This window comes from Pseudomonas sp. LBUM1661 (genome assembly GCF_059695925.1).
The window spans coordinates 1,395,280-1,420,362 of sequence record NZ_CP166794.1 but is presented as its reverse complement, the minus strand read 5'-3'; the positions used below and the strand labels follow the sequence as shown (position 1 = coordinate 1,420,362).

Here is a 25,083-nt window from a genome sequence, read left to right as displayed (position 1 = left end):
GCTCTGCTCCTACAGGAGATTGGTCGACTTGAATCATTTTGGTGCTGCTATTTCCCGGCGCCCGTTTTCGTGCATAAATCTCCCCCGGCCATTTCTTGAATCACCTTTTAAACGCTTGTTCGGCACTCTGGTTCGGAAATTGCTACTTTCATTGAGTCTTACGCTTTCCAGTAACAATAATTCTGCGCCACAAGCGCTCATATTGGTTCTTAGGGATTGAATAATGAAAAAAGCATTGCTGACCCTTTCTGCACTGGCGTTGTGCATGGCAGCCGGTTCCGCGCTGGCCAAGGAATACAAGGAATTGCGTTTCGGCGTTGACCCTTCCTATGCACCGTTCGAGTCGAAAGCGGCTGACGGTAGCCTGGTGGGCTTCGACATCGACCTGGGGAACGCGATCTGCGCCGAGCTGAAGGTCAAGTGCAAATGGGTCGAAAGCGATTTCGACGGCATGATTCCGGGCCTGAAGGCCAATAAATTCGACGGTGTGATCTCTTCGATGACCGTCACCCCAGCCCGCGAAAAAGTCATCGATTTCTCCGACGAACTGTTCTCCGGCCCAACCGCCTACGTGTTCAAGAAAGGTTCCGGTTTGACCGCAGACCCCGCTTCGCTGAAGGGCAAAACTGTCGGTTACGAGCAAGGCACCATTCAGGAAGCCTATGCCAAAGCCGTGCTGGACAAGGCCGGGGTGAAAACCCAGGCGTATCAGAACCAGGATCAGGTGTATTCGGACCTGACTTCCGGTCGCCTCGACGCGGCAATCCAGGACATGCTGCAAGCTGAACTGGGCTTCCTGAAGTCGCCAAAAGGTGAAGGCTACGAAGTCAGCAAGCCGGTCGACAGCGAATTGCTGCCAGCCAAAACAGCGATCGGTATCTCTAAAGGTAACAAAGACCTCAAAGACCTTTTGAATAAAGGTATCAAAGCGTTACACAACGATGGCACCTACGCCACCATCCAGAAGAAACACTTTGGCGATCTGAATCTGTACAGCGGCAAATAATGCCCGGCGCCCATCTTGCGATGGGCGCTTTTTTCATCCGATCAGGTTGCTGATTTATGTTCGAAAACCTATTACAAAATCTGGGGCTCTCAGCCTTCAGCCTCCATGGCTTCGGCCCGTTGCTGATGGAAGGCACCTGGATGACCATCAAATTGTCGGTGTTGTCGCTGTTGTTGGCCGTGTTGCTCGGCCTGCTCGGCGCCAGTGCCAAGCTGTCAAAAGTAAAACTGGTGCGGGTACCGGCGCAGGTCTACACCACGCTGATTCGCGGCGTACCGGACCTGGTGCTGATGCTGCTGATTTTCTACAGCCTGCAAACCTGGTTGACGTCGTTCACCGATTTCATGGAATGGGAATACATCGAGATCAACCCGTTCAGCGCCGGGGTCATCACCCTGGGCTTCATTTATGGCGCGTATTTCACCGAAACTTTCCGTGGCGCGATCCTCGCGGTCCCCCGGGGTCAGGTCGAAGCCGCCACAGCCTATGGCCTCAAGCGCGGCCAGCGGTTCTGGATCGTGGTGTTCCCGCAGATGATGCGCTTTGCCCTGCCAGGCATCGGTAACAACTGGATGGTGATGCTCAAGGCCACCGCCCTGGTATCGATCATCGGCCTCGCCGATCTGGTCAAGGCCGCTCAGGACGCCGGCAAAAGCACTTATCAGCTGTTCTACTTCCTCGTACTGGCGGCCGTGATTTACCTGCTGATCACCAGTGCGTCCAACGTCGTCCTGCGCTGGCTTGAACGCCGTTACGCCGCGGGCTCCCGGGAGGCCGTACGATGATCGAACTCCTGCAGGAATACTGGAAACCCTTCCTTTATAGCGACGGCAACAACATCACCGGCCTGGCCATGACCCTGTGGCTGCTCAGTGCGTCGATCTTCATCGGTTTCCTGGTGTCGATCCCGCTGTCCATCGCTCGGGTTTCGCCGCACTTCTACGTTCGCTGGCCGGTGCAGTTCTACACCTATCTGTTCCGTGGGACGCCGCTGTATATCCAGTTGCTGATCTGCTACACCGGGATTTACAGCCTGGCGGCGGTACGTGCCCAACCAGTGCTGGATGCGTTCTTTCGCGATGCGATGAACTGCACCATCCTGGCCTTCGCCCTGAACACCTGCGCCTACACCACGGAGATTTTCGCCGGGGCGATTCGCAGCATGAACCACGGTGAAGTCGAAGCGGCCAAGGCTTACGGTCTGACAGGCTGGAAGCTGTATGCCTACGTGATCATGCCTTCGGCCCTGCGTCGCTCGTTGCCTTATTACAGCAACGAAGTGATTCTGATGCTGCACTCGACCACCGTGGCGTTCACCGCGACCATTCCGGACATCTTGAAAGTTGCTCGGGACGCCAACTCGGCGACCTTCCTGACCTTCCAGTCGTTCGGCATTGCCGCGCTGATCTACCTGACCGTGACCTTTGCGCTGGTCGGCCTGTTCCGCCTCGCCGAACGCCGATGGCTGGCCTTCCTCGGGCCGACACACTAGGGCCCAAGCTTCCTGGAATAAGACAAATGCGCCACCAGATTCATGACCTGCTGGCCCCGCTGCCGGGGACTGCACGACAGATCCACAGTTTCCATTTCGGCCCCTTGCCGGCCAAAGGCAAGGTCTACATCCAGGCGTCCCTGCACGCCGATGAAATGCCCGGCATGCTGGTCGCCTGGCACCTCAAGCGGCGTTTGGCGGAGCTGGAAGCCGCTGGCCGCCTGCGCAGCGAAATCGTCTTGGTGCCGGTGGCCAATCCGGCCGGCCTGGAACAGGTGCTGATGGACGTGCCGCTGGGCCGCTACGAGCTCGAAAGCGGGCAGAACTTCAATCGCTGGTTCGTCGACCTGAGTGAAGAAGTCGGCAATGCGATCGAAGGCCAGCTCAGCGACGACCCGCAGCGCAACCTCGAACTGATCCGCAGTAACTTGCGCAATGCGCTGGCCAAACAGACCGCCAGCACTCAACTGCAATCCCAGCGCCTGACCCTGCAACGGCTGGCGTGCGATGCGGACATGGTGCTGGACCTGCATTGCGATTTCGAAGCCGTCGCGCACCTTTACACCACGCCGGAGGCCTGGCCGCAGGTCGAGCCGCTGGCCCGTTACATCGGTGCCGAAGCCAGCCTGCTGGCCACCGATTCCGGCGGCCAGTCGTTCGACGAATGCTTCACCCTGCTCTGGTGGCAGTTGAAGGAGCGCTTCGGCGAACACTTCGACATTCCACCGGGCAGTTTCTCGGTCACCGTCGAATTGCGTGGCCAGGGCGACGTCAATCACCCGTTGGCCAGCCTCGACTGCCAGGCGCTGATCGAATACCTGACTCACTTCGGCGCGATTGCCGGCGCACCGGCGCCACTGCCCGAGCTGCCCTACCCGGCCACCCCGCTGGCCGGTGTCGAACCGGTGGCGACTCCCGTCGGTGGCTTGCTGGTATTCACCGCGCTGCCGGGCGAGTACCTGGAAGCCGGGCAATTGATCGCCGAAATCATTGACCCGATCTCTGATCGCGTCACGCCCGTTCATTGCACCGCCGCCGGGTTGATGTACGCCCGCTCGCTGCGTCGCATGGCCACTGCCGGTATGGTGATCGCGCATGTCGCGGGCACCGAGGCCTATCGCAGCGGCTACCTACTTTCGCCTTGAGGATGCATGCCCCATGTACAAACTGACCATCGAAGGCCTGCATAAAAGCTATGGCGATCATCATGTGCTCAAAGGCGTTTCACTCAAGGCCAACACCGGCGACGTCATCAGCCTGATCGGCGCCAGCGGCTCGGGCAAAAGTACTTTTTTGCGTTGCATCAACTTTCTCGAACAACCCAACGAAGGCACCATGAGCCTCGACGGCCAGGACATCCGCATGGCTAAGGATCGCCACGGTATCCACGTGGCCGACCCCGCTGAACTGCAGCGGATTCGCACCCGTCTGGCCATGGTGTTCCAGCACTTCAACCTGTGGAGCCACATGACGGTGCTGGAAAACATCACCATGGCCCCGCGCCGGGTGTTGGGTTGCAGCAAGCAAGAAGCCGAAGACCGCGCCCGACGCTACCTCGACAAAGTGGGTCTGGCCGCACGCGTAGCGGACCAATACCCGGCATTCCTGTCCGGAGGCCAACAGCAACGGGTCGCGATTGCCCGCGCGTTGGCCATGGAACCGGAAGTCATGCTGTTCGACGAACCGACCTCGGCGCTCGACCCGGAACTGGTGGGTGAAGTACTTCGCGTGATCCAGGGCCTGGCCGAAGAAGGCCGGACCATGATCATGGTGACCCACGAAATGAGCTTCGCCCGCAAGGTATCGAGCCAAGTGCTGTTTCTGCACCAGGGGCTGGTCGAGGAAGAAGGCGCGCCGGAAGACGTGCTGGGCAATCCGAAAAGCGAACGATTGAAGCAGTTTCTCAGCGGTAATCTGAAGTAATCGTCGCCTTGCAACGGGAGCCCTTCACCTGGCTCCCGTCAGTCGAAAGTCAAACAGCCGCAGGGTGTTCCAGACTGAAACTGCCATTTTCCACTGCCAGACCATCGGCATCTATCCCGCTGAAGCTGGCGGAAAACTGCGCATCGCCACCCACCGCCAACTCAAGCATGCCGGGATAAAGCTCCGCTTCGGAGTGGCCTGTCACATGGATGATCATGGGGGACTGCTCGCTGAGCCCCAGATTGAAACGGCCACTCTCGATTCCCAGCGGCAGATAGATATAAAACGCCGTCCCCTCACCATTATCCGCCTCGATGCAATGTACGCCCGGCCGCTCGTAATATACGAGCCCTTGCGTCACACGAAACATCAAGGGTTCGCTGGCCGTGATGACATCGGCACTTAATCGGCCCGATCGATTTGTACTCATTTTGAACGTCCTTTTTCACTGTTATTGAGAATTACCCGCCCCAACCCTTCCTGGGTCGCAGGACGCGCGACGTGACGATAAAAACACGGACAACCTACGAATAGGTTTCAACCGCCTACACAGTTATTTCCGGATATTGAAGAGCGATAACGCAGGCGCAGAGGCGCTTGCGAGGACAACGGCACTCTCGATTAAACTTGTCACATTGCGCCGCGGTCACTGAAAGAACACTTCCAGAGCGCACACCGCCGGCATGGGAACCACCACCAACTTCGCCAAACACTGGTTCACCGCTCGCGGCTGGAAGCCATTCGTCTTTCAGAAACAGGTGTGGGCGGCGGTTAAACAAGGTCAGTCCGGGTTGCTGCACGCCAGCACCGGTGCCGGTAAAACCTATGCAGTCTGGTTCGCGGCGCTCAACCGCTTCGCACGCGCCTCCCCTCCTGTTGAAAATCCACGCAAACGCAAACCGGTTGCGCCACCGCTGACGGTGCTGTGGATAACGCCCATGCGCGCATTGGCCGCCGACACGGCGCGCGCGCTCGAAGCGCCGCTGCAGGACTTGCAGATCCCATGGAGCATCGGCCTGCGCACCGGCGACACCCGCAGCAGCGAACGCGCGCGCCAGAGCCGGCGCCTGCCGACCACACTGATCACCACCCCGGAAAGTCTCACGCTGATGCTTGCACGCGCCGATGCGCATACAGCGCTCTCGACCTTGTGCATGGTCGTGGTCGATGAATGGCATGAACTGCTCGGCAACAAACGCGGCGTGCAACTGCAACTGGCCCTCGCCCGTTTGCGCCACTGGCAGCCCGAGCTGATCGTCTGGGGCGTTTCCGCCACGCTGGGTAATCAGGACCACGCCGAGCAGGTATTAATCCCACAGGGCGGCGGCATCAGCGTTCAAGGTCAAAACGGCAAAGAGCTGCGGGTCGACACCTTGTTACCTCCGGCCATCGAACGCTTTCCGTGGGCCGGACACATCGGCCTGAAGATGTTGCCGCAAGTGGTCACCGAGATTGAATCCAGCCCCGGCACCCTGGTGTTCACCAACACCCGCGCGCAATCGGAAATCTGGTATCAGGCCTTACTGGAAGCTCGCCCGGAGTGGGCCGGGTTGATCGCCTTGCATCACAGCTCATTGTCGCGAGACACCCGTGACTGGGTTGAACGCGCACTCAAGGAAGGCCAACTCAAAGCGGTCGTCTGCACGTCCAGCCTGGATCTGGGCGTGGATTTCCTGCCGGTGGAACGCGTGCTGCAAATCGGCTCGGCCAAGGGCGTAGCGCGGCTGATGCAGCGTGCCGGCCGCTCGGGTCACGCGCCGGGGCGGGTGTCGCGAGTCACACTGGTGCCGACGCACAGTCTGGAGTTGATCGAAGCGGTCGCGGCCCGGGATGCCGTGGCACAAAGACGGATCGAGCCCCGCGAATCGCCGCACAAGCCACTGGATGTGCTGGTGCAGCACCTGGTCAGCATGGCGCTGGGCGGCGGGTTTCTGCCCGATGAGTTGTACGAAGAAGTGCGCGGAGCCTGGGCTTATCGTGACCTTAGCCCGGCCGATTGGACGTGGGCGCTGGCTTTCGTACGACACGGCGGTCTTTCTCTGACCGCCTATCCCGATTACCGCCGGGTAGAACCCGATGAACTCGGCGTGTGGCGCGTCCCCGACGCACGATTGGCCCGACGGCATCGCATGAGCATCGGCACCATCGTCAGCGACGCGAGTATTCAGTTGAAATTCTGGAGCAAGGGCGGCGGTGGCAAGCAACTGGGCAGTGTCGAGGAAGGGTTCATCGCGCGACTCAAGCCCGGCGATGGTTTTCTTTTTGCCGGCCGTTTGCTGGAATTGGTCCGGGTCGAAAACATGACTGCTTATGTCAAACGCAGCACGGTGAAGAAAGCCGCGGTGCCGCGCTGGAATGGCGGGCGCATGCCACTGTCCAGCGAGTTGGCCAACGCGGTGGTCGCCCGATTCAGTGCTGCGGCGCAGGGTGAATTCACCGGCCCGGAAATGCAGGCGCTGCGTCCGCTGTTAGCGGTGCAGCAACAGTGGTCAGGCGTGCCAACCGAGCATAGCCTGCTGGCCGAAGCGCTAAAATCCCGCGAGGGTTGGCATCTTTTCCTCTATCCCTTCGCCGGCCGCCAGGTGCATCTGGGCTTGGCGAGCCTGCTGGCGTGGCGGCTCAGTCAACGGCAATCAGTGACGTTCTCCATCGCCGTCAACGATTACGGGCTGGAACTGCTAAGCGCCACCTATGTCGATTGGTCTCACCATTTGAACCCCGAATTGCTGAACTCAGAACATTTGCTGAAGGACGTGCTCGCCAGCCTGAATGCCGGTGAACTGGCGCTGCGTCGCTTCAGGGAAATCGCGCGAATTGCCGGGCTGGTGTTCGCCGGTTATCCAGGTGCACCGAAAAGTACCCGGCAGGTTCAAGCGTCGAGCGGATTGTTTTTCGAAGTGTTCAAACAATACGACGCCGAGAATCTGCTGCTGGCCCAGGCCGGGGAAGAAGTCCTGCGCGAGGAACTGGATATTCATCGCCTCGAACAGACGCTGGACCGGATCAACCGGCTAAAACTGGACCTGCATCACATCAAGCGTCCTACGCCCCTCGGGTTTCCACTGCTGGTGGAACGCATGCGCGAAAGCATGAGCTCGGAGAAACTCGCTGATCGCATCAGGCGTATGGTCAGCGACCTGGAAAAAACCGCCGAAACCGGGAAGCCAACATGAGTACGCCCTATCCTGTGCGGCTGGCGGGTGAAGCGTTGTGGCTATTGCCGGAAAAAGCCATCTATTGGCCGGCCCAGGAAGCGTTGCTGATTGCCGATGTGCATTTCGGCAAAGCCGCCGCCTATCGAAGCCTCGGCCAACCCGTGCCGCAGGGCACCACCGCGCACAATATTGCGGTGCTCGACCGGTTACTCGCCGCCCTGCCCTGCCGTCAGCTGATTTTCCTCGGAGACTTTCTCCACGGTCCCGGCTCCCATGCCATCGCTACGCTGAGCGCCCTGGCTGACTGGCGAGCGCGGCACGGCGATTTGCCGATGACGCTCATTCGTGGCAACCACGACAAGCGCGCCGGTGATCCGCCGGTTTCGCTGAACATTAGAGTGGTACCCGAGCCTTTGCTGCTGGGGCCGTTTGCGCTGCAGCACGAACCTCAACCGCACCCGCAAAGACACGTGCTCGCCGGTCATGTGCATCCGGTTTATCGGCTCAAGGGTCGGGGTCGGCAGAGCCTGCGACTGGCGTGCTACAGGCTCGGCGAAGACGTCAGCCTGCTACCGGCCTTTGGTGCGTTCACCGGTGGGTATCAGGTTGAACGGGACGAGAGCTGTCGGATATTCGTCATCGGCGACAACGAAATATGGCCCGTCAGCTGATCCCCTGTAGGAGCGAAGCTCGCTCGCGAAGGCGGTGTGTCAGGCAACATCATTCTCACCTGACACACCGCCTTCGCGAGCAAGTTCGCTCCTACAAGGTACCCATTTGGCAATCAGGCAACCGGCGCGGGAGGCGGCTCATCCGGCAGGGTGGGCTCACCGGGTTCGGTCGGTTGTTCGTTGGGGGTATCGGGATCAGGTTGACCGGGGATGCCCCCTGCCATGCTGATTGGCGGATGTGCCAACAGGGACCAGGCCAAGACGCCAACCTGATTGGGCTCAAGCCTGGCCAGTTCGGCACTTATTCGCGGATCGATCTTCATAAAGCACTCCTGAGCAATGGCCCTGTCCGCTGTAGGCGAACCGGGCAGTACACCCCAATAGAGTGTCTACCCGCTCAAGAATTCCCGCTAGCTGCCAGATGAATGGATCAAGTGCGTGGCAAGGTGACGCCGAGCTGGCCCTGATACTTGCCGCCACGGTCCTTGTAGGAGACTTCGCACTCTTCGTCGGATTCGAAGAACAGCATCTGTGCGACACCTTCGTTGGCGTAGATCTTGGCCGGCAAGGTAGTGGTATTGGAGAATTCCAGGGTCACGTGGCCTTCCCACTCAGGCTCAAGCGGCGTTACGTTAACGATAATGCCGCAACGGGCGTAGGTGCTTTTACCGAGGCAGATGGTCAGCACATTGCGCGGGATGCGGAAGAACTCCACGGTGCGCGCCAGGGCGAAGGAGTTTGGCGGAATGATGCAGACATCGCTTTTGACGTCGACGAAGCTCTTCTCGTCGAAGTTCTTCGGATCAACGGTCGCCGAATTGATGTTGGTGAACACTTTGAATTCATCGGCGCAACGCACGTCGTAGCCGTAGCTCGACACCCCGTAGGAAATCACTCGCTCGGCGCCTTCACCGCGCACCTGGCGCTCGACGAAAGGTTCGATCATGCCGTGCTCTTGCGCCATGCGGCGAATCCACTTGTCCGATTTGATGCTCATGGCGGGTGTCCTGAATAGCGAGGTGGAAAAATTCTGTCCGGCATCTTACCGGGGCGCGCCGCCCGGTTCAAAGTCCGAGGAGCAATTCTCGGCGATCCCCCGTAATTTCCGGGCCTGCGCCGCAATACGTTGCACCGTCAGTCACGAAAACAGAGAAACCTTCGCAGGAAGCATTGGCACGTTCGGGAAAAAGGGTTAAGGTGGCGCCACTGTGCTGCTTGTGTCACTGAGAATCTCTACACGATATGTTGAATTTCGATCCAACCATCTACAAGAATTTTTCCTGCTCTTTGCACTCAGTCTCGGCCAGGGTTCTTCCTGCGTCGCAGTTATCTTTGTTCAAGGAGTTACACCATGTCTAATCGCCAAACTGGTACCGTTAAGTGGTTCAACGATGAAAAAGGCTTCGGCTTCATCACTCCACAATCCGGTGACGACCTGTTCGTTCACTTCAAAGCTATCCAATCCGACGGCTTCAAAAGCCTGAAAGAAGGCCAACAGGTTTCTTTCATCGCTACCCGCGGTCAGAAAGGCATGCAAGCTGAAGAAGTTCAAGTTATCTAACTTGTACTTGCTTTAGTAAAAAGCCCCGCCCTCAAAAGCGGGGTTTTTTTGTGCCTGTGTGTTTTTGCCAGGCAAAAAAAATCGCAGCCCGCAGGCTGCGATTTTTCTTTATGCCTTACCAGGCCACGCCAAACCCTGCGGTGTATCGGGTCTTGTCCAGATCGGCATCGTCGGTGCCGCTGATGATGTCTCGCTCGGCCTTCAGGTTCAGCGATGCCCACTCGGTGACCTTGTAGCGCAAGCCCGCCTCAGCATCGAGTGCGTAATCCGCCACACCCGACAATGGCTTGCCGACCTCACCATTGGTGAAGAACTCAACCTTCTTGCCGATCAGGTAGCGGTTGTAATCCCACTTCATCGCCACGGAATAGAAGTTTTCCTTGCTGCCGTCGGAGAATTCATAGTCCGTGCGGTTGATCAATGAGCCGAGCGAGAATGCGCCCAACTCGTTGTCCCAGAACTGGTAACCCGGACCGGTACCGACGGTGCGCTGGCGGGAGAGGTCTTCGACCTTGTCACGCTTATAGACCACGCGACCTTGCCAGAACCATTTCTCGGTCAGGAAGCGGTCGAGCGAGTATTCTGCCCGCCAGTTGTCCGTGGTGACCACGTCATCCTGGAATTCGCGGTTGTACTCGCCTTCCGCAATATGTCGCCATCTGCCATGACGCGCAGTGGTCTTGAAATCGATGTCGTAGTCGTCGGTGTCTTTTTCCGCCCGCTGGTAATCCAGCGCCGCGTCGATATTGCCCTTCCACACCAAGTCCTCGACCACCGGCTTGGGCTTGAGGATCTGCTGGATACTCGCCAGCTCGACGGTCTTCGGCGCATCGCCGTTGGCCAGGATCACTTTGCCATCCTCTGCCGCATGCAGCGCCTTGGCTTTTTCGCCGGTGTAGGCATCCTGCTTGACGAGCAACTGCTGATCACTCTCCAGGGTTTTCACCTGTTTCCAGTCGATCGGCACCGCACCGGCGTATTCGGTCTGAATCAACAGCTTGCCGCCGTCGAACAGGGTGATCTTGCCGCTCAACTTGTCACCGTTTTTCAACCAGACGGTATCAGCGAGCAGGGGCGTGGAAGCGCTCAAGACAGCGAGGCACAGCAGGGTTCTGGACACCATAAGCAAATACAGGGCTCAAGATTGCGAAAAAGGTCGGCATTATCCGTAGGAATAAGACCCTAGCAAGGACTGACATGTCTATTTCTATTGAGTTCATTTCTCAATTGGTGATCGAGGAATTACTCTACAGACGGTAAGGCGAATTTCTTCAGGAAGCTCCGGACGTGACCGACTCAAGCACTGACACCGAAAGCCCGGCGCAAATCCGACGCACGGCGCTCTACCTGACACTGGCCCAGGTCCCCGAAGGCAAAGTCGTCAGTTATGGCCAGCTCGCCGAGCTGGCAGGACTGGGTCGCGCCGCGCGTTTCGTCGGACGGACCCTGAGCCAATTGCCGAGCGACAGCACATTACCCTGGCACCGCGTGCTCGGTGCGGGCGGGCGTATCAGCCTGCCCGCGGGCAGCCCTTCGGGCGATGAACAACGGGCGCGTTTGCGCATGGAGGGCATCAGTATCCTGAATAATCGTGTTGATATTCAGCGCCATGGCTGGCGCCCGGTAGAGCACAGCGGTTAGAGTGCGCGCTTTGTTTCCGTAATTCTTGAGGCAGACTCCAGCCCATGCCCCGTAAAACCTGGCGCGCCGCGCTCGCCGCCTATGCCAGCCCCTCAACGCTCGTGCTGTTGCTGCTTGGTTTCGCCGCCGGCCTGCCCTACATGCTGGTGTTTTCGACACTTTCGGTCTGGCTGCGTGAAGCCGGTGTGGCTCGCGAAACCATTGGCTATGCAAGCCTGATCGGTCTGGCCTACGCCTTTAAATGGGTCTGGTCACCGTTACTCGACCAATGGCGCCTGCCATTTCTCGGCAAACTCGGTCGACGACGCTCCTGGCTGGTGCTTTCACAGGCACTGGTCATCCTCGGTCTGGTCGGCATGGGCTTCTGCGACCCTCAAAAGCATTTGTCCTGGCTCATCGCTATTGCCGTGGTCGTTGCCTTCGCCTCTGCGACGCAAGACATCGCAGTCGACGCTTATCGCCTGGAAATCGCCGACGACAGCCGTCAGGCTGCGCTGGCCGCCAGTTATATGTCGGGCTATCGGATCGCCGCACTGCTGGCCACCGCGGGCGCCCTGTTTTTCGCTGAAGGCTTCGGCTCCACCGGCTTCAACTATAAGCATTCGGCGTGGGCCGGCACTTACCTGCTGTTTGGCGCCTTGATGGTCCCGGCACTGCTGACCTCGCTGTTCATGCGCGAACCGGCGGTGCCCCTGCGCACGCAACTTCAGGCCGGTCGCTACAGCTTCGCGCATCAACTGGCCTCGGTGTTCGTACTGATCGTGTTGCTGGTGTCGGTACCGGCAATGTTCACTCAGCTCTACAACACCGACTTCGCCAGCGTACTGTTTGAAGGCGTGAGCCTGCTCGACCTGCTGCTTCAAGACCGCGCGTTCCTTCGGGCGATCCTCTACACCACGCTCACGGCCCTGTGCCTGTCGGCCATTGGCCGCCGTGGCCTGGCGCCCGTGCTGACGCCGGTCAACGACTTCATTCTGCGTTACCGCTGGCAGGCATTGCTGCTGCTTGGCCTGATCGCCACCTATCGGATGTCCGACACGGTGATGGGCGTGATGGCCAACGTGTTTTACATCGACCAGGGCTTCACCAAGGATCAGATTGCCAGCGTCAGCAAGATCTTCGGCCTGATCATGACCCTGGTCGGCGCCGGCATGGGCGGCCTGTTGATCGTGCGCTTCGGTATCCTGCCGATCCTGTTCATCGGCGGCATTACCTCGGCCGGCACCAATTTGCTGTTCCTGATGCTCGCCGGCATGGGCGCCAACCTGAACATGCTGATCCTGACCATTTCCCTGGACAACTTCAGCTCAGGCCTCGCGACCTCGGCGTTCGTCGCTTATTTGTCGAGCCTCACCAACCTCAAGTTCTCGGCCACCCAGTACGCCCTGCTCAGCTCGATCATGCTCTTGCTGCCACGCCTGATTGGCGGCTACTCGGGGGTCATGGTGGAAAAGTTCGGCTATCACAACTTCTTCCTGATCACCGCCCTGCTCGGCGTTCCGACACTGCTGTTGATCGCCCTTCACTGGTATCAGGAGAGCCGCCGCGAAGGCCCGACGCCCACGCCGGAACCGATTCCGACTCAGGTCGCGGAAGAGTCGTAGGCTCTTTACGTAGGAAGCATCCCGGAGGGCGGAACGATTCCCGCCCTTCTGCCATGCAGCCGACCGCACGCCTGTACGCCAGCGGATCTCGCCCGTACAATGCCCCGTCATTTCCGTCATCAGCAACCGACAACGGCCAACCATGCGCACCAGTCAATTTTTGCTCGCCACACAGAAAGAAACGCCTTCCGATGCGGTCGTGATCAGCCATCAGCTGATGCTTCGCGCCGGCATGATCCGCAAACTCGCCTCGGGCCTGTACACCTGGCTGCCGATGGGCTTGCGAGTCATGCGCAAGGTCGAAGCCGTCGTTCGTGAAGAAATGAACGCCGCCGGCTCTCTCGAAGTGTTGATGCCAAGCACCCAACCGGCTGAGCTGTGGCAGGAATCCGGTCGCTGGGAAGAATACGGCCCTGAATTGCTGCGCTTCAAGGATCGCCACGGTCGCGACTTCTGCGCAGGCCCGACCCACGAAGAAGTCATCACCGACCTGATGCGCAACGAGTTGAGCAGCTACAAACAGCTGCCGATCAACCTGTATCAGATCCAGACCAAGTTCCGTGACGAAATCCGTCCACGCTTCGGTTTGATGCGCGGTCGCGAATTCATCATGAAGGACGCCTACTCGTTCCATGCTGACCAGCCGTCGCTGCAGGTCACCTACGACCGCATGCATCAGGCGTACTGCAACGTGTTCACCCGCCTTGGCCTGAAGTTCCGCCCTGTTGAAGCCGACAACGGCTCGATCGGCGGCGCCGGCTCGCACGAGTTCCACGTACTGGCCGAATCCGGCGAAGACGATATCGTCTTCAGCAACGGTTCCGACTACGCCGCGAACATCGAGAAGGCCGAAGCCGTACCGCGCGAAACGTCTCGCCCGGCGCCTGCCGAAGAGCTGCGCCTGGTCGACACGCCGAACGCCAAGACCATTGCGCAACTGGTCGAAGGCTTCAACCTGCCGATCGAAAAAACCATCAAGACCCTGGTGGTTCATGCTGAAGAAGCCGGCAAGCTGATCGCCCTGATCATCCGTGGCGACCACGAGCTGAACGAAATCAAGGCCGGCAACCAGCCAGGCGTTGCCAGCCCGCTGGTGATGGCGTCCGAAAGCGAACTGCGCGACGCCATTGGCGCCGGTGCCGGCTCCCTCGGCCCGCTGAACCTGCCGCTGCCCATCATCATCGACCGTTCCGTCGAGCTGATGAGCGACTTCGGCATTGGTGCCAACATCGACGACAAGCACTACTTCGGCGTGAACTGGGAGCGCGATCTGCCGGTTCCGACCGTTGCCGACCTGCGTAACGTCGTCGCTGGCGACCCAAGCCCTGACGGCAAGGGCACTCTGGAAATCAAGCGCGGCATCGAAGTCGGGCACATCTTCCAGCTGGGCAACAAGTACAGCAAAGCGATGAAGTGCGAAGTACTGGGCGAAAATGGCAAGCCGGTCACCCTGGAAATGGGCTGCTACGGCATTGGCGTTTCCCGCGTAGTGGCTGCGGCCATCGAGCAGAACAACGACGCCAACGGGATTATCTGGAGCGACACCCTGGCGCCTTTCCAGGTTGCCCTGGTGCCACTGCGCTACGAAACCGAACAGGTTCGCGAAGCCACCGACAAGTTGTATGCAGAACTGACTGCAGCCGGCTTCGAAGTGCTGCTGGACGACCGCGACAAGAAAACCAGCCCGGGCATCAAGTTCGCGGACATGGAGCTGATCGGCATTCCTCACCGGATCGTGGTCAGTGACCGCGGCCTCGCCGAAGGCAATCTGGAATACAAGAGCCGCACCGAACCTGAAGCGCAAGCGCTGCCGGTCGCTGACGTGTTGTCTTTCCTCCAGGCCCGAATCCGCCGCTGACACCAGATAGAGAAGTCATGTTCAAGCGAAACACCTTAGGCCTCGGTGGTGCCGCCCTGTGCGGCACCCTGCTGGTCAGCGGCTGTGCCAACCACATGTCGCAACGCAGCGAGCACGAGGAACGTGTCGAGCGTAAATTGCTCGATCACAGCCTGCAGATCGATGTCGGCGAGCCCAAGGTGCTTGAGTTGCCGCAACGGCGGGTAAAAATCCACGAGCAGAAGACCTTCGAAGTCACCGAATTCGAAGTCACGCGCCACTACGATCGCTACACGCCCTATCAACCCTGGCGGGAGGTCTACGAGATCCCGCTGGGCATGGTGGCTATCGTGGCCGGTGTCGGCGCGAACGTGGTCAATGTGTTTGCCCTCGGCAACCTGCCGGACAGCGTGACCAAGGACTGGCTCAGCTATGGTTTCGCCGGGGTCAACCCGTTCATGAACGTACAGTCTCACGGCCGTGCGCAACAGAACCTGGCGGGCATCGACGAGGTCCAGCTCGACAAGCGCACCGAGTACTCGAGCCTGCCCTGGAGCGAGCGTCCGGTGGTGGTCAAGGCCGGCAAGGAAACATTCGATCTGACCACCGACAAAAACGGTGTCCTGCGCATGAACCTGCTGGACAGCCCGTTCGCCGAACATGACATCAATCATCTGAGCCGCTTGTTGATCAGTGTCGCAGATGCCCAGGACGACGTGCACACCGACTCGTCCCTGGCGGTCAGCAGCGGTTTGCGGGGCAAGTTGCTCGAAGCTCACGGACTGATTTACGACGACCTTGAAGACGACGAAGTGAGCCAGTGGGTACACCGGGTCAAACGCCTGTCGGAGCTGGGTCTGGAAGAAGAAGCCAGCGAGCTGGAACAAAGCCTGATCGAACTGACCCGAAACGATCCTGAACTGCAGACCGAATTCCTCAAGTCACTGACCAAGGATGCCGGGCGACTGGTGGCGGATCCGGGACCGAATTAAAAGCCAAAAGCTTCGCGGGCAAGCCTCGCTCCTACAGGTATTGCACAGTCCTTGTAGGAGCGAGGCTTGCCCGCGAAGAGGCCCTCACGCATACCGCAAAAACTACCGCTCAAACAACTCCATCTGCTCAAACCCGCCCCGCAAATCCTCCAGCCTGACCCCAACCCCCAACAACCGCACCGGTTTCCCGCCTCGGTTGAACGCCTGGGTCAGCAGCAATTGATAACTGCCCAAATCCCGCCCTGCCCCGGCCTGTTCCAGCGTGGTCTGGGTGAAGTCATGGAATTTTACTTTGACGAACGGCTTACCCGGCCGATAGCTGCTGTCGATGCGCGCCATGCGGCCCGCCAAGGTTTCCAGCAATTCGGGTAATTTATCCAGGCAACTCACCAGATCCGGCAGATCCACATCGTAGGTGTTTTCGACACTGATCGACTGCCGACGGCTGTCGTTGTGCACCAACCGATCATCGATCCCACGCGCCAGGCTCCAGAGTCGCTCGCCAAAACTGCCAAATTCACGCACCAAGGCCAACTTGTCCCACTCGCGCAGATGCGAGCAATCGACAATGCCGAGCCGGCCCAACTTGTCAGCGGTCACTTTGCCCACACCGTGCAGCTTGCTCACCGGCAAACCGCTGACAAAGTCCTCCACCTGATCCGGCGTGATAACGAACAAACCGTTGGGCTTCTTCCAATCGCTGGCGATCTTCGCGAGAAACTTGTTCGGCGCGACGCCGGCCGAGACCGTGATGTGCAACTGATTGGACACCCGCCGGCGAATATCCTGGGCAATTCGCGTGGCGCTGCCGCCGAAATGCGCACTGTCCGAGACGTCGAGGTAGGCCTCATCCAGGGAAAGCGGCTCGATCAAGTCGGTGTAATCGCGAAAAATCGTGTGAATTTCCTTCGATGCTTCTCTATAGGCATCCATGCGCGGCTTGACGATGGTCAGGTCCGGGCACAGCTTCAAGGCATGCCCGGAAGACATCGCCGAGCGCACGCCGTAGGCCCGCGCTTCGTAATTGCAGGTGGCGATCACGCCGCGCCGATCCGCCGAACCGCCGACCGCCAGGGGTTTACCGGCCAGGCGCGGGTCGTCACGCATCTCGATAGCGGCGTAGAAGCAGTCACAATCGACGTGGATGATTTTTCGCTGCGTCATATAAAAGCGCTGTTCAGGGTGAAGAAACGGCCTGATGGCGAGCCGGATCGGCAGTATCTCACTGACACCTGTATATAGCACCAGTAGTCTGAATGTTCTTTACCGCGCGTAGGAAAAGTCCCGGATGAATTTATTTTCTCAATCGAACAGACCCCATCAATAGAGCTGAAAGCCTTGCCACGCTTGCGTCTCAGGGCGATCAAGCTACCGCTTGAACAGCTAAGCGATTGAACCTGAAGAGTTTTCTCAGGATTTAAGGTTGACACCCCTGCGATCCTCTGTAGAATGCCGACACACAGACGCGGGATGGAGCAGTCTGGTAGCTCGTCGGGCTCATAACCCGAAGGTCGTCGGTTCAAATCCGGCTCCCGCAACCAAACATCAATAAAGGCTACTCGAAAGAGTGGCCTTTTTTGTGCGCGTCTGTTTTGTCAAAACGACGCAGGCACCCTGCCCCACACGGAAATGAGAAATCGTTCTGATTCCGAAACTTAGCGCTCCCCTGCGACTGTTCGCCATTCATTTACGCTTATTTGAATCTATTCAGGATTAACGGTTGACACCCCGGCGTATCTCTATAGAATGCCGCCACACAGACGCGGGATGGAGCAGTCTGGTAGCTCGTCGGGCTCATAACCCGAAGGTCGTCGGTTCAAATCCGGCTCCCGCAACCAAACATCAAAAAAGGCTACTCGAAAGAGTGGCCTTTTTTGTATCTGTTGAAAAAGTCCTTTCGCAACAATGATCTGTCACTGTGTAGCGAGCCGTTCGGGTCTCCAATGCGCTGAGTTCAGACTATGCTCACTCGCAAGCAAAAGCCTCTACGCCTGATGACATGCCGTCGCCGAATGCCGGCGAGAGGCGTTAATATTTGTGATTATTTTTTTCTACAGGGATTGGTAACTTGGCTGGATACCTCCATCCTGTCGCGCACAATCCAAGAGGTGATTGATGCGCGCCAACTCGTCTGATCCACAAGACACCGTCACAGCGACACAACCGATCAAGGCCGAGCGTCTGCGCTTGCTTGATCTGGTCAGCAAATACCGCCAGCCCATCGGCCTGGCAGTCACTTTGTTGCTGTTCGCTATTGCGCTGATTGCCTGTCGCCACCTGCTGAGCGAACTCGATCTGTACGCTCTGCACGACTCGATTCTCGACGTTCCAAAACCGGCATTGCTCGGCGCACTGGGCGCAACCATCGTCGGGTTCATCATTCTGCTGGGTTACGAATGGTCCGCCAGCCGCTATGCCGGCGTCACGCTGGCACCGCGAACCCTGGCGCTGGGCGGCTTCACTGCGTTCGCCATCGGCAATGCCATCGGTCTTTCTATGCTCTCGGGGGGATCGGTTCGCTACCGTCTATATGCACGTCATGGACTGGGAGCCACTGAAGTCGCCCACATGACGCTGTTCGCCAGCCTCTCGCTCGGTTGCGCCCTGCCACCGCTGGCCGCCCTGGCGACCCTCAGCGACCTGCCTGCCGCCTCCGCCGCACTGGGTCTGTCCGAGACGCTGCTCGGCGGGGTTGCAGCAGCGGTATTGTTGCTGTTCTCGGTACTGGCCATCGGCATCTACCGTCGCCGCCTGCCCGAGCAACCTTACCCGGACAACCTGCTGGTCAAGGTCGGGCGCCGCACCTTGCGCCTGCCGGGCCGTCGCCTGACCTTCCTGCAGCTGATCATCACCGCCCTCGACGTGGCCGCCGCCGCGACTGTGCTGTATCTATTGCTGCCCGAAGCACCGCCCTTCGGCGCGTTCCTGCTGGTGTACCTGCTGGCCCTGGCGGCCGGTGTGCTCAGCCACGTCCCCGGCGGTGTCGGGGTGTTTGAAGCGATTCTGCTGGCGGCTTTTTCCGACACACTCGGCGCCGCACCACTGGCCGCCGCCCTGCTGCTCTATCGCCTGATCTACGTGGTGCTGCCGATGCTGGTGGCGTGTTTGCTACTGTTGATCAACGAAGGCCAGCGGGTGTTCCAGACACGTCAGTCGCTGCGCGCCGCATCAGGCTTGGCCGCGCCGATCCTGGCGGTGCTGGTGTTTCTGTCCGGCGTGGTGCTGCTGTTCTCCGGCGTGACGCCGGAAATCGATACGCGCCTGGAACACATCGGCTTCCTGATCCCGCACCGACTGGTCGACGCCTCGCACTTCGGTGCCAGCCTGGTCGGCGTTCTATGCTTGCTGCTCGCGCAAGGCCTGCGTCGCCGACTGTCAGCGGCGTGGATGCTGACCACCATTTTGCTGCTGGTCGGCGCCCTGCTCTCGCTGCTCAAGGGCTTCGACTGGGAAGAAGCCTGCCTGATGACCCTGACGGCGAGCCTGCTGGGCGTGTTCCGACGCTCGTTCTATCGCCCTAGCCGCCTGACTGAATTGCCGTTCTCGCCGTTGTACCTGGTGGCGAGCCTGTGCGTACTCGGTGCCTCGATCTGGCTGCTGCTGTTCGCCTATCAAGACGTCCCGTACAGCCATCAGCTCTGGTGGCAGTTCACCCTCGACGCCGATGCCCCGCGCGGCTTGCGATCGCTGCTTGGCGCCGCGGTGCTGCTGGTGGTGGTGTCCCTGACCTGGCTGCTGCGGACCGCGCGCCCGGTGATCCATCTGCCGACACCCGACGAACTGGACCGCGCGGTAAAGATCCTCATGGCCTCGTCACAACCGGATGGCGGCCTGGCCCTGACCGGTGACAAGGCGTTGCTGTTTCACCCTAACGACGAGGCGTTCCTGATGTACGCCCGCCGTGGCCGCAGCCTGGTGGCCCTGTACGACCCGATCGGCCCGACCCAGCAACGGGCGGAAATGATCTGGCAGTTCCGCGATCTCTGCGACATCCACCACGCCCGCCCGGTGTTCTATCAGGTACGCGCCGAGAACCTGCCGTACTACATGGACATCGGCCTGACCGCGATCAAGCTCGGCGAAGAAGCCCGGGTCGATCTGCGTCGCTTTGATCTCGAAGCCAAGGGCAAAGAGATGAAGGACCTGCGCTACACCTGGAACCGTGGCACCCGCGATGGCTTGTCGCTGGAAATCCACGAACCGGGGCATGCGCCGATGGATGAGCTCAAGGTGATTTCCAATGCCTGGCTGACCGGCAAGAACGTGCGCGAGAAAGGCTTCTCCCTCGGCCGCTTCAGTGACGAGTACCTGAAACATTTCCGCGTGGCGGTGATCCGCTTCGAAGGACGCCCGGTGGCGTTCGCCAACCTGCTCGAGACGTACGGCCATGAACTGGCCAGCCTCGACCTGATGCGCGCGCACCCGGACGCCCCCAAGCTGACCATGGAGTTCATGATGGTCGGCCTGATTCAACATTATAAAAATCATGGATACGCGCGTTTCAGCCTGGGCATGGTGCCGTTGTCGGGGCTACAACCCCGTCGCGGCGCACCGCTGACCCAGCGCCTGGGCTCGATGGTTTTCCGCCGTGGTGAGCAGCTCTACAACTTCCAAGGCTTGCGCCGCTTCAAAGACAAATTCCAGCCTGACTGGGAACCCCGTTATATGGCCGTGCCCGCCGGACTCGATCCGCTGGTAGCCCTGGCCGATACTGCTGCCCTGATTGCGGGCGGCTTGACTGGATTGGTGAAACGCTGATGATTCAACGCTCCTTGCGGTACGTACTGGGCACGCTGGTCGTGCTGGCCCTGATTCTCGGTGGTGGTTACTGGTACCTGAAACGCCCGGCGCCAGAACCGACCCTCGAACGGCTGACCCCGGCCGATGGCGCCGCGATGACCCGTGTCATCCCCGGCAACACACCACGCGCGCAGGTGCTGGTGGCGGTCAATGAAGAGCAGAAGCTCAGCGACAAACAATTGATGACTCTGAGCCGCTCCGGTTCGGCGCAGATCGTCCAGGTGATCCTGCCCAAAGAGTGCCTGCTGCAAAGTCGCGCCCTGCAATCGGCCTTGAGAGAACTCAAGGGCCCGGCGACCCTGGTCAGCGGCATCGGCCCTGGCGCCGTGCTCGCATGGCGCTGGTTGTCCGAGCAGAAGGACGACAAGGCCCAGGCGGTCTCCGTCGACCTGGCCCTGGAAAAACCCGGCTGCACCCACCTGCTGCCGAAAAGCGCCGCTCACGGTCACTGGCTGGTGGCGTGGAACGACAACCCGGACGACACCAGTGCCGGCTTCGTACGCGACCAACCCAACGCCGAAACCAGCATCAGCGACTACGACATCAACCTGCCGCAAGTGCTGAACAACGAACTGCGCAAGCTCCTCGTCGGCGGTGACAAAGCCGCTGGCGGCCTGCAGATTCCGGTGGTCGAAGTGCCGGCTGGCCAGGCCAAGGACACGGTCACCCTGTTCCTGTCCGGTGACGGCGGCTGGCGCGACCTGGACCGCGACGTCGCGGGCGAGATGGCGAAGATCGGCTACCCGGTGGTCGGCATCGACACCCTGCGCTACTACTGGCAGCACAAGAGCCCGGAGCAAAGCGCGCTGGACCTGGCTGAGCTGATGCAACACTACCGCCAGAAGTGGGGCACCAAGCGCTTCATCCTGACCGGCTACTCGTTCGGCGCCGATGTCTTGCCAGCAATCTACAACCGTCTCGAGGCGTCGGAACAGCAGCGCGTCGACGCCATCATCCTGCTGGCCTTCGCCCGCACCGGCAGCTTCGAGATCGAAGTCGAAGGCTGGCTAGGCAACGCCGGCAAAGAAGCCGCCACCGGCCCGGAAATGGCCAAGCTGCCGCCGGAGAAAGTGGTGTGCATCTACGGTGAAGAGGAAGTCGACGAGAGCGGCTGTACCGACAAGACCGCGGTTGGCGAGGCGATAAAATTGCCGGGGGGTCACCACTTCGATGAGAACTACCCTGCCCTGGCCCAGCGGCTGGTGGATGTGATCGAAAAGCGTCAAGCGAAGGAGACGGCGGCTCAGGAATGATCTGATCCCGCCCACTAAAAAGCCCTCGTCACCTTACGGTCGCGGGGGCTTTTTCATTCCAGCGAATACACCCCCCTGTAGGAGCGAGCCCGCTCGCGAAAAACCAGAGCACGCCGCAGGGCACCCGGTTTTACGCGCTACCGTTCACGGCCATCGCGAGCAAGCTTGCTCCTACAGGGATCTTCGCAGGCTCAATCAAGTGCCAGGCAATAAAAAGCCCCCGCTGCAGCAATGCAAGCGGGGGCTTTGTTATTAGAGGCGACGCTCTGCGGCGTCGTATACCTCTTCGTCACGTCGAGCGCCAACGGCGACTATCAATACCTGGATTGCCTTTCCATCCACTCGATAAACAATCCGCGTGTCGCCTGTTCGAATTCGTCGACAACCTGCAAGGCTGGCTCTAAGCGGTTTTCCGCTTTTGTCCGGCTCGCCGTTGATAATCCGCTCTTCGATGACATCAAGAATACGGTTTGCCGCCGCAGCGCCTAGTAGATCCAGATCCTTCTGAACCTCCGGATGATAGATTACCCCCCAAACCATCCACAGCTCCTTTAGTCCTTCTTGGCGTACCGTGCCCGCATATCGTCATGACTGATGGCCTTGGCTTGATCAAAACCGATCAGTCGCTCCCGCGCCACGGCTTCAATCCTGAGATTCTCAAGCTCGTCGAGCATTTCCTGATACGCATCGACATTGATAATGACCGCTGCCGGTTGATTGTCTTTGAAAATAACCAGGCGCTCGGTGGCTCGACTGGAAATCTCCTTGAGCCTCGCACTGAAGCCCCTGACCATTGCAGTAACGGATATCGCTTGGTCAGCACGCTCTAGTAATGCCGTCATACTCACCTCCTCTCACAATCACATGCAAATGAACACACAGTTATGCGCAGAGTATTGCGTCGAATTCAGCTTGCTGCAACCCGATAAATAATTTCGGCGACCGAGTACCCAAAGGCCAGACGAAAATCCCGGATAAAAAAAAGCCCCGATGCCGCAATGGCAACAGGGGCTTTTTGATGTCGCGGGCTTACATTTCTACTTGAGTACCCAACTCAATCACCCGGTTCAGCGGCAGATTGAAGAAGCGCAAATTGCCGTTGGCGTTCTGCAACATGAAGGCGAACAGCGCCTCACGCCAACGGGCCATGCCTTCGAGTTTGGAGGCGATGACCGTCTCGCGGCTGAGGAAGTAGGTGGTGCGCATCGGGCTGAAGTCGAGGTCATCGAGGTGACACAGCTTCAACGCCTGCGGCACGTCCGGCTCGTCGACGAAGCCAAAGTGCAGGATCACCCGGAAGAAGCCCTCACCGTAGGAATCGACCTCGAAACGCCGGGACGCCGGCACCCGCGGGATGTCTTCGTACACCACCGTCAGCAGCACCACTTGCTCGTGCAGCACCTGGTTATGCAGCAGGTTGTGCAACAGCGCATGAGGCACGGCATCCGGCCGCGCTGTGAGGAACACCGCTGTACCCTGGACGCGATGCGGCGGTTGCACGGCAATGCTGCTGATGAAGATCGGCAGCGGCAAGCCGCCCTCGTCGAGACGATCGACCAGCAATTGCTTGCCGCGCTTCCAGGTGGTCATCAGGACAAACAGCACGATGCCGGCGATCACCGGGAACGCCCCGCCCTGAATGATTTTCGGCACGTTGGCAGCGAAGTACAGACCGTCCACCAACAGGAAACCAACCAACAGCGGCACAGCGAGGACCGGTGGCCATTTCCACAGCAGCAATATCACCGCCGACACCAGGATGGTGGTCATCAGCATCGTGCCAGTCACCGCCACGCCATAGGCCGAGGCCAGCGCGCCGGAGGATTCGAAACCCAACACCAGAAGAATCACGCCGACCATCAGCGCCCAGTTCACCGCGCCAATGTAGATCTGGCCTTGTTCGGCGCTGGAGGTGTGCCGAATGTGCATGCGCGGAATGTAACCGAGCTGGATCGCCTGACGGGTCAGGGAGAACGCACCGGAAATCACCGCCTGAGAGGCAATGACCGTGGCCAGGGTCGATAAGCCGACCAATGGAATCAGAGCCCAGCTTGGTGCCAACAGATAGAACGGGTTGCGGGCGGCTTCCGGATCACCGAGCAGCAACGCGCCCTGGCCGAAGTAGTTCAGCACCAGCGCCGGCAGCACCAGAATGAACCACGCACGGGCAATCGGCTTGCGACCGAAGTGGCCCATGTCGGCGTACAGCGCTTCGGCACCGGTCAATGCCAGCACCACCGCACCGAGAATCGCCACGCCCATGCCCGGATGCTGGGTGAAGAAGCGCACGCCCCACACCGGGTTCAACGCTTTCAACACTTCCGGGTGTTGCATGATGCCGTAGACGCCCAGCGCCCCCAGCACCACAAACCAGGTGACCATGATTGGCCCGAACAGGATGCCGATCCGAGCGGTACCGTGACTCTGAATCAGGAACAGCGCCACCAACACGACCAACGACAACGGCACCACCCAATGGTCGATGCCCTCGAATGCCAGGCCCAGGCCTTCAATCGCCGAGAGCACGGAAATCGCTGGCGTGATCATGCTGTCGCCGTAGAACAGCGCCGCACCGATCAGCCCGCAGACCACCAGCAGCGCCCTCAATTTTGGATACCCCGCCGCCGCTCGCCGGGCCAGCGCGGTCAGGGCCATGATCCCGCCTTCGCCCTGGTTGTCGGCGCGCAGCACGAACATCATGTATTTGATCGACACGACCCAGATCAGCGACCAGAAGATCAGCGCCAGAATCCCCAGCACCCCGTCATGGTTGACGGGCACGCCATAACCACCGGAAAACACTTCTTTGAGGGTATACAACGGACTCGTGCCGATATCGCCATAAACCACCCCGACCGCCGCGACCAGCATGCCGATCGGTTTTGCCGCTGAATGCTCGGCGCCCGCCGTCTGACTACTTGCCTGCCCCATCCAAAACTCCTACTACTCAGACCCGGACTTCTTATGAGAAGCACTATGCTTTGCCGTGCAGCATGCGCTGTTTTACTTACGGTTACAGACGTTTTGTTGACTGTAAAAATTCGGTAAAGCGTAACGGCGCGAAGCATAGCGCAGCACTCGTCGTATTTCCCTGCATAAAGCTGGTCAAGCGCCCCTCTCATCGCTAGAATTGCGCACTTTTTGACCA

General features: G+C 59.6%; 22 protein-coding genes and 2 tRNA genes. 16 read left to right on the top strand and 8 right to left on the bottom strand.

Features of this window, described 5'->3' with window-relative positions; all coding sequences use genetic code 11:
* The first annotated feature begins 223 nt into the window (after positions 1-223).
* The 5 genes from ACA057_RS06365 to ACA057_RS06345 are packed head-to-tail and all read left to right on the top strand — an operon-like array spanning position 224 to position 4,421.
* Positions 224-1,006 carry a transporter substrate-binding domain-containing protein gene (locus tag ACA057_RS06365; RefSeq protein ID WP_497346794.1) on the top strand — a complete coding sequence of 261 codons (783 nt, stop codon included), beginning with the start codon at positions 224-226 and terminating at the stop codon, positions 1,004-1,006.
* Positions 1,007-1,062: 56 nt separating this feature from the next.
* Positions 1,063-1,791 carry an ABC transporter permease gene (locus ACA057_RS06360; RefSeq protein ID WP_497346792.1) on the top strand — a complete coding sequence of 243 codons (729 nt, stop codon included), beginning with the start codon at positions 1,063-1,065 and terminating at the stop codon, positions 1,789-1,791.
* Positions 1,788-2,498 (top strand): ABC transporter permease, encoded by a 711-nt coding sequence (locus tag ACA057_RS06355; protein WP_133837312.1) that lies wholly within the window; start codon positions 1,788-1,790, stop codon positions 2,496-2,498. Before ACA057_RS06360 ends, ACA057_RS06355 begins: the two co-directional genes overlap by 4 nt.
* A gap of 26 nt (positions 2,499-2,524) precedes the next feature.
* On the top strand, positions 2,525-3,643 hold the full coding sequence (locus ACA057_RS06350) for a succinylglutamate desuccinylase/aspartoacylase family protein (RefSeq protein ID WP_497346789.1): 1,119 nt from the start codon (positions 2,525-2,527) through the stop codon (positions 3,641-3,643).
* Positions 3,644-3,656: 13 nt separating this feature from the next.
* Positions 3,657-4,421, top strand: coding sequence for an ABC transporter ATP-binding protein (locus tag ACA057_RS06345; RefSeq protein ID WP_401357310.1), 765 nt, complete (start codon positions 3,657-3,659; stop codon positions 4,419-4,421).
* Positions 4,422-4,470: 49 nt separating this feature from the next.
* Here ACA057_RS06345 and ACA057_RS06340 read toward each other — a convergent pair whose 3' ends face one another.
* Entirely contained in the window at positions 4,471-4,851 is a 381-nt protein-coding gene (locus ACA057_RS06340) for a hypothetical protein (protein ID WP_497346787.1), read from the bottom strand.
* Between the two features lie 253 nt (positions 4,852-5,104).
* Between ACA057_RS06340 and ACA057_RS06335 the strand changes: the two genes are divergently transcribed.
* Complete coding sequence (locus ACA057_RS06335) at positions 5,105-7,594, top strand: ligase-associated DNA damage response DEXH box helicase (protein WP_497346785.1); 2,490 nt, start codon at positions 5,105-5,107, stop codon at positions 7,592-7,594.
* Complete coding sequence (pdeM, locus tag ACA057_RS06330; protein ID WP_497346783.1) at positions 7,591-8,247, top strand: ligase-associated DNA damage response endonuclease PdeM; 657 nt, start codon at positions 7,591-7,593, stop codon at positions 8,245-8,247. Before ACA057_RS06335 ends, pdeM begins: the two co-directional genes overlap by 4 nt.
* Positions 8,248-8,360: 113 nt before the next feature.
* On the opposite strand, the gene ACA057_RS06325 is transcribed toward pdeM, so the two are convergent.
* Entirely contained in the window at positions 8,361-8,570 is a 210-nt protein-coding gene (locus ACA057_RS06325) for a hypothetical protein (protein ID WP_017336784.1), read from the bottom strand.
* A 107-nt stretch (positions 8,571-8,677) separates the two neighbouring features.
* The gene (dcd, locus tag ACA057_RS06320) at positions 8,678-9,244 is read right to left on the bottom strand and encodes a dCTP deaminase (RefSeq protein WP_007947207.1); all 567 of its coding nucleotides are present in this window, start codon (positions 9,242-9,244) and stop codon (positions 8,678-8,680) included.
* 354 nt (positions 9,245-9,598) lie between these two features.
* Here dcd and ACA057_RS06315 point away from each other — a divergent pair, with 354 nt between their 5' ends.
* Complete coding sequence (locus ACA057_RS06315; RefSeq protein WP_002554837.1) at positions 9,599-9,808, top strand: cold-shock protein; 210 nt, start codon at positions 9,599-9,601, stop codon at positions 9,806-9,808.
* A gap of 115 nt (positions 9,809-9,923) precedes the next feature.
* Here ACA057_RS06315 and ACA057_RS06310 read toward each other — a convergent pair whose 3' ends face one another.
* Complete coding sequence (locus tag ACA057_RS06310) at positions 9,924-10,931, bottom strand: DUF481 domain-containing protein (RefSeq protein ID WP_497346781.1); 1,008 nt, start codon at positions 10,929-10,931, stop codon at positions 9,924-9,926.
* Between the two features lie 164 nt (positions 10,932-11,095).
* Here ACA057_RS06310 and ACA057_RS06305 point away from each other — a divergent pair, with 164 nt between their 5' ends.
* The 4 genes from ACA057_RS06305 to ACA057_RS06290 all read left to right on the top strand — a co-directional run bounded on the left by ACA057_RS06305 (position 11,096) and on the right by ACA057_RS06290 (position 15,882).
* Positions 11,096-11,449 (top strand): MGMT family protein, encoded by a 354-nt coding sequence (locus ACA057_RS06305; protein ID WP_497346779.1) that lies wholly within the window; start codon positions 11,096-11,098, stop codon positions 11,447-11,449.
* A gap of 44 nt (positions 11,450-11,493) precedes the next feature.
* Positions 11,494-13,053, top strand: a complete 1,560-nt coding sequence (locus ACA057_RS06300) for an AmpG family muropeptide MFS transporter (RefSeq protein ID WP_497346777.1) — start codon at positions 11,494-11,496, stop codon at positions 13,051-13,053.
* Between the two features lie 142 nt (positions 13,054-13,195).
* Positions 13,196-14,911: a proline--tRNA ligase gene (locus tag ACA057_RS06295; protein ID WP_401357329.1), complete on the top strand. Its 1,716-nt coding sequence runs from the start codon at positions 13,196-13,198 to the stop codon at positions 14,909-14,911.
* A gap of 17 nt (positions 14,912-14,928) precedes the next feature.
* Positions 14,929-15,882: a hypothetical protein gene (locus tag ACA057_RS06290; protein ID WP_401357331.1), complete on the top strand. Its 954-nt coding sequence runs from the start codon at positions 14,929-14,931 to the stop codon at positions 15,880-15,882.
* Positions 15,883-15,984: 102 nt separating this feature from the next.
* Here the strand turns inward: ACA057_RS06290 and dinB are convergent, their stop codons facing one another.
* Positions 15,985-17,046, bottom strand: coding sequence for a DNA polymerase IV (dinB, locus tag ACA057_RS06285; protein WP_150784020.1), 1,062 nt, complete (start codon positions 17,044-17,046; stop codon positions 15,985-15,987).
* Between the two features lie 300 nt (positions 17,047-17,346).
* Here dinB and ACA057_RS06280 point away from each other — a divergent pair.
* From ACA057_RS06280 to ACA057_RS06265, 4 genes are all read left to right on the top strand, one after another.
* A tRNA-Met gene (locus tag ACA057_RS06280) sits at positions 17,347-17,423 on the top strand.
* Between the two features lie 220 nt (positions 17,424-17,643).
* Positions 17,644-17,720: transfer RNA gene (locus tag ACA057_RS06275), tRNA-Met, on the top strand.
* A gap of 277 nt (positions 17,721-17,997) precedes the next feature.
* Positions 17,998-20,640: a bifunctional lysylphosphatidylglycerol flippase/synthetase MprF gene (mprF, locus tag ACA057_RS06270; protein WP_497346774.1), complete on the top strand. Its 2,643-nt coding sequence runs from the start codon at positions 17,998-18,000 to the stop codon at positions 20,638-20,640.
* Positions 20,640-21,935 carry a virulence factor family protein gene (locus ACA057_RS06265; RefSeq protein WP_497346772.1) on the top strand — a complete coding sequence of 432 codons (1,296 nt, stop codon included), beginning with the start codon at positions 20,640-20,642 and terminating at the stop codon, positions 21,933-21,935. The genes mprF and ACA057_RS06265 overlap by 1 nt, the downstream gene beginning before the upstream one ends.
* A 252-nt stretch (positions 21,936-22,187) precedes the next feature.
* On the opposite strand, the gene ACA057_RS06260 is transcribed toward ACA057_RS06265, so the two are convergent.
* From ACA057_RS06260 to ACA057_RS06250, 3 genes are all read right to left on the bottom strand, one after another.
* Positions 22,188-22,475: a type II toxin-antitoxin system RelE family toxin gene (locus ACA057_RS06260; RefSeq protein WP_008010128.1), complete on the bottom strand. Its 288-nt coding sequence runs from the start codon at positions 22,473-22,475 to the stop codon at positions 22,188-22,190.
* A gap of 11 nt (positions 22,476-22,486) precedes the next feature.
* Positions 22,487-22,777 (bottom strand): type II toxin-antitoxin system Phd/YefM family antitoxin, encoded by a 291-nt coding sequence (locus ACA057_RS06255; protein WP_497346770.1) that lies wholly within the window; start codon positions 22,775-22,777, stop codon positions 22,487-22,489.
* 187 nt (positions 22,778-22,964) lie between these two features.
* Complete coding sequence (locus tag ACA057_RS06250) at positions 22,965-24,866, bottom strand: potassium transporter Kup (RefSeq protein ID WP_497346768.1); 1,902 nt, start codon at positions 24,864-24,866, stop codon at positions 22,965-22,967.
* Positions 24,867-25,083 lie beyond the last annotated feature (217 nt).